Raw genomic sequence first — 4,471 nt, 5'->3', positions numbered from 1 at the left:
GCTGAGGTGAAGCTTATCTTATGCAAAGTTAGAAAAATCTAGCTTACGATGATAATTTTATGGAAGAAAATATTGAATGAGAAACACTTTACATACCAACAGCATGTCGGACCAGCTTCACAGCCAGTCCGACATGGGTATATAATACAAAAACATTATGAATTTTATCTTAATGGGCAATCATCAATATGATAATATGTAAATTACTTGACTAAAAAGAAAATCCTTGCTACTGTAGCGCCGCATTGCATTTACGGCACTTGCGCTCACAATAGCGCTCGCACTGAGCGCAGATGTCATACCCGAGCAGTGCTCCAAGCATGAAGTCCTCCTCTGGAGTGAGCTTGCTGAGGGGACGCGTAACCATCAGCCGTATGGCATCCATACACTCCTTCTTGCCGAAGAAGAGGTTCATGCGGTCGTTGCCAACGGGCTGTATGATATAGTCTATGTTCTGACGCTTGAGACGCTCCAGAGCGTAACACTCATATTTCTTGTTGAAAGTGAACAGTACCATTTGTCTGACGCCCTTCTTGAACTCATAGATATGATTCATCAGGACCTTCATGTCTATCGGCATTACGCTCGCAGTGTCTTGCATCATCATTTTGCTTTAATTGTTAGTATCGTATATTTTTATATGTCAACAAGTCAGTCACCCACGGGAAACACTCCCCTACACTCTATCCGGTTCGGGAGTCACCACGGGAAACGTCAGCCCGCAGGTGTACTGTCCTGTCAACGGTGTTCCGCAACCAATGCGTTGCGGACCGTCAATTTTATGTAAAGTCTATGGCTTAGACATCGTGACTTACAGCTCACCCTTGATGTCATCCAGCCATGCGTCAATGCGGCCTGGGGTCTTGTCGTCTTCGTTTATATCATCAAGAGCGAGACCCACGAACTTGCCATCAACCACAGCTGCAGAATCGTCGAATGTATAATCATCGGTTGATACCTGACCAACGAATTTCACGCCCTTGTCCTGAAGGGCAGAATAAATCTCGTCCATGCCTCCGCAGAAGGTGTCGCCATACGACTCGCAGTCGCCACAGCCGAAGAGCGCCACGGTTTTTCCATTGAGGTCGAGTTTCTTCAGTTTGTTCAGTCCGTCATACCAATCGTCCTGAACTTCTCCGGCGCCCCATGTTGAAGTGCCGAGAATGAGATTCTCCGCCTCGTTCACCTGGGCGTCATCGAGGTTTGCCACGTCTACCACTTCTGCTCCGAGCTTTTCCGCGATTGTCTCTGCGATGCTCTGGCAAGTTCCTGTTGAGGAACCATAAACAACCAATGTCTTTTTCATATTCTATCTCTCTATATTACTAAGTTTAAAAATCCAAAGAATCTATATGAAAAAAGAAAACTCCTTGTCAACTCGTCTCCTTGTCAACTCGTCAACTCGTAAGACGTAAGAATTATCCTTTTCACGGTTGCAAAGATACAGCATCCGCCACAATGCTGCAATACCTAAAATTAGGGTTTTGTGCGAAATACCTAAAAGTGATTATACGGGAACGAAAGGAGGAACAGAATACCTTTTGCGCTATTTCCTGAATACGCAAGACCCTGTGAAACCGGGCGTTACCGACGTGGTCTGCACGACATACACACCTGATGGAAGTGACGACAGACTGATGCCGGAAGGATCGGATGACAGGCATACTGACTTCTGGAGCATCCTCTTTCCCACCACAGAATATATCGCCACGCTTACCCTCTCTGCCGGAACTTCGCCATCGGCAGAGAGCCACACCGTATCGTCAGCATATTTGATATCGAGACGGGAAGGATGGTGATTGGAAATCTCGCTTATGCCATCGAGACCAAGCACACGGAGCAGACCGGCATAGGCATCTATCTCTCCATACCCCCAACGGTTATCCTTTTCTCCCTGCCGGGCGCCGTCCCTACGATGGCTCGTTGCCGCCAGCACATCCATCACCTGCCGGGTGGTGAGATCAGGATTGGCTTGCAGCCACAAGGCTATCGTACCGGCAACGACGGGTGTTGACATCGAGGTGCCGAGGAATGCCGCCCACGGGTAGGTGCGGTCATGGAATCGGGAAGTGGCTACGGTATAATCTTTCACGCTGCCCTCCGGATTCGCCTCTATGAAATAACTGCTTGCCGATGACACCACATGAGTGCCGTTGGCAACGACATCGGGCTTGATGCGCCCGTCGCGGGTCGGACCGACAGAGGAATAGTCTGCCACTTCGCCGTCGTGACCGCAATCATAGGTCTGAGCCACACCGTCGGCATTGACGATATGGTCGCGGTATGCCGTGGCTCCCACGCATATCACCGATGGGGCACAGCCCGGACTGCCGACACTGTATGCCGGTTCGCCGCCACTTATCGAAGGGTTTATCTCACTGGGATAAAACTGTGTGGCGCTACTGTAGAAATCCACTGCGGCTTCCTCGCCAACGGCCTCGGCTGAGAGGAACAGCGACCACCCCACCCCGCCTTGCATCTCTGCCAACAGGTAGTAGGCTATGAGGTCTGGATTGAAATATGCGCGGCATGCCTGGATGGTGTATTTCAACCGGTGACCGAAAAAGTCTACGGAGTCTACCACCGTGGAGTCTTCGGCATTAAGGATTTCGGCGGTAGGGATATATAGTTGTTCTCTGTCCGTGGCTGAGGTGTATGCCGAGAGGCATATCTGAAACTGGTTTTCTGAAGCCATGCAGAAATAAGTACGGTCTGACTGCGAAAGAAAGAACACTCCATCGCGTTCCACCCCACGTGGCTTATGCTGATATGTCCTGCGCGACCCGTCGTTTCCGGCACTCGCCACAAGGATGCGGCCCGGTCCCTGTATCTGTCCGAGCACTTCCTCGAAAAGCCGTTCATCATCGTCGAACGACTGCGAACTGCCCTCACTGAATGATATGACACAAGGTTTGCCCACCTCCTGGGCATAGTCGAAGATGTATTTGAATCCGAGGACGTCGGTTGCTGATGTGTATTTGTATAACAGTTCTTCGGGAATCAGCGGCAGGTCTGTATTCACGGCATTGCTCACGATGCAGATATCGGCATCGTATGCCATACCGCGATAAGGTGTGTCGAAACCCGTTCCGGCAGCTATTCCCAAGGTGTGGGTGCCGTGGGTCTCTATCAGTCCGTCGTGGGAGTGGGCATAGGCAAGAATCTCCTCCGGCGTGCGATAGTCTGCGCCGACATACATTCCGCTGCCGATACTGTCTGGCGAAAGCTGGTCCCAGAAGCGCCGTATGCGTGTGGCAGTGAGTGTGGTGTCATAGAAATTGGGATTCGTCACATCAAAGCCTACGTCCATGACGCCTACCACCACTCCCTGTCCGGTATAAGCCTGAGGCAAAGAGCTGCCGTTCCACACCGCGGGAGCATCCACTATCACTGCCGTGGTGTCCATCGTCAGCGTGTGACTCCTGCCGGCTTCAATCCTCAGCACACTCTCTGACAACGACAAGCCGTCGAGATGCCGCAACGGAATATCGGCGATATATATATCCCCGAACTGAGCAAGAGGCGTACAATGGTTTTCTTCCAACACACGCCTGCCATCTCCCTTCATCTGAACAAATGCACATAGGCTGCGCTGACCGGGAACATCAAATGCACGGCTGTCGCCTCTCTCTCTTCCTCCGGTCAATGTCTTGGCATATTGTCCTTGTCCCTTCCTTGCCTCGATGGATACAAGTCTGACAAGCCTCGACATTTTGTAAAGGCTCGCTCCCGCATGTTGCGCACTGCCGCTGGTTGCCACCGACAAGAGCAGCAATATATATAATAATGTCTTTTTCATGGATGCAAATTAAAGAAAAAAAATCATCACCACCAACAATCTACTTCAATATATGGCAAACAAAGTATATCTTTGACTTGCATCCATATAGGAAATTACGTATCTTTGCAAAATAAGCAGCATCTTGGCATAACATTCAAATAATTGACAAACAGCTTATAACAGGAAATGGAACATACATCAAGGAATTACAACAATGAAAAATAATAAAAATAATAACTCAGTTAAGATATATTTATTAATCATTACTTTAATAAGTATATTTTTGCCATGCAAGGCAGAAAAAAACATTAAAATTATTTTCTTTCCACCTTACTGGAACTGTGCCGTTATGGAAATGAATCATTCAAATAAAGGTATAGATATATATTGTGTGATACCTCATTACATTTATGATGCAACACAAAAAAAAAATATAGAGATTGGTGATGATACTATAAAATGTGCATTTAACGATATTGAAATGAAGTATATAAAAACAGAACTAAGTCAAATTTTGGCAAGGAAAAAGAAAATATACAAGTATCGTTACCGTAGGCCGCAGATAGTGGAAATCGATTCAAATTGTGAAATTACTTTACGGATAAAAAACGAAAGAAACGAAAGAATAATGAATTACAATGATTTCTCCTTATATTGGAATTGTAGAGATACAGACGGCATATATTACTT

Annotated in this window: 4 protein-coding genes; 1 reads left to right on the top strand and 3 read right to left on the bottom strand. The window is 47.5% G+C overall.

All coding sequences use genetic code 11. From position 1 onward, the window contains the following. Positions 1–229: 229 nt before the first annotated feature. From QVO99_RS02770 to QVO99_RS02760, 3 genes are all read right to left on the bottom strand, one after another. Positions 230–607 carry a DUF2023 family protein gene (locus QVO99_RS02770; protein WP_370755767.1) on the bottom strand — a complete coding sequence of 126 codons (378 nt, stop codon included), beginning with the start codon at positions 605–607 and terminating at the stop codon, positions 230–232. Positions 608–811: 204 nt separating this feature from the next. Next, positions 812–1,306: a flavodoxin FldA gene (fldA, locus tag QVO99_RS02765; protein WP_022316063.1), complete on the bottom strand. Its 495-nt coding sequence runs from the start codon at positions 1,304–1,306 to the stop codon at positions 812–814. Between the two features lie 240 nt (positions 1,307–1,546). Next, complete coding sequence (locus tag QVO99_RS02760) at positions 1,547–3,799, bottom strand: S8 family peptidase (RefSeq protein WP_022316062.1); 2,253 nt, start codon at positions 3,797–3,799, stop codon at positions 1,547–1,549. Between the two features lie 196 nt (positions 3,800–3,995). Between QVO99_RS02760 and QVO99_RS02755 the strand changes: the two genes are divergently transcribed. Then, the coding region (locus QVO99_RS02755; protein ID WP_288176892.1) for a hypothetical protein at positions 3,996–4,471 on the top strand (476 nt) is incomplete at its 3' end.

Source organism: Prevotella sp. CAG:592 (assembly GCF_000436015.1).
Lineage (GTDB): Bacteria > Bacteroidota > Bacteroidia > Bacteroidales > Bacteroidaceae > Prevotella > Prevotella pectinovora.
This window is presented reverse-complemented; position numbering and strand designations above follow the sequence as displayed.

Coding starts and splice junctions, on each gene's coding strand:
- QVO99_RS02770 (WP_370755767.1), bottom strand. CDS start 607: ATGATGATGCAAGACACTGCGAGCGTAATGCCGATAGACATGAAGGTC.
- fldA (WP_022316063.1), bottom strand. CDS start 1,306: ATGAAAAAGACATTGGTTGTTTATGGTTCCTCAACAGGAACTTGCCAG.
- QVO99_RS02760 (WP_022316062.1), bottom strand. CDS start 3,799: ATGAAAAAGACATTATTATATATATTGCTGCTCTTGTCGGTGGCAACC.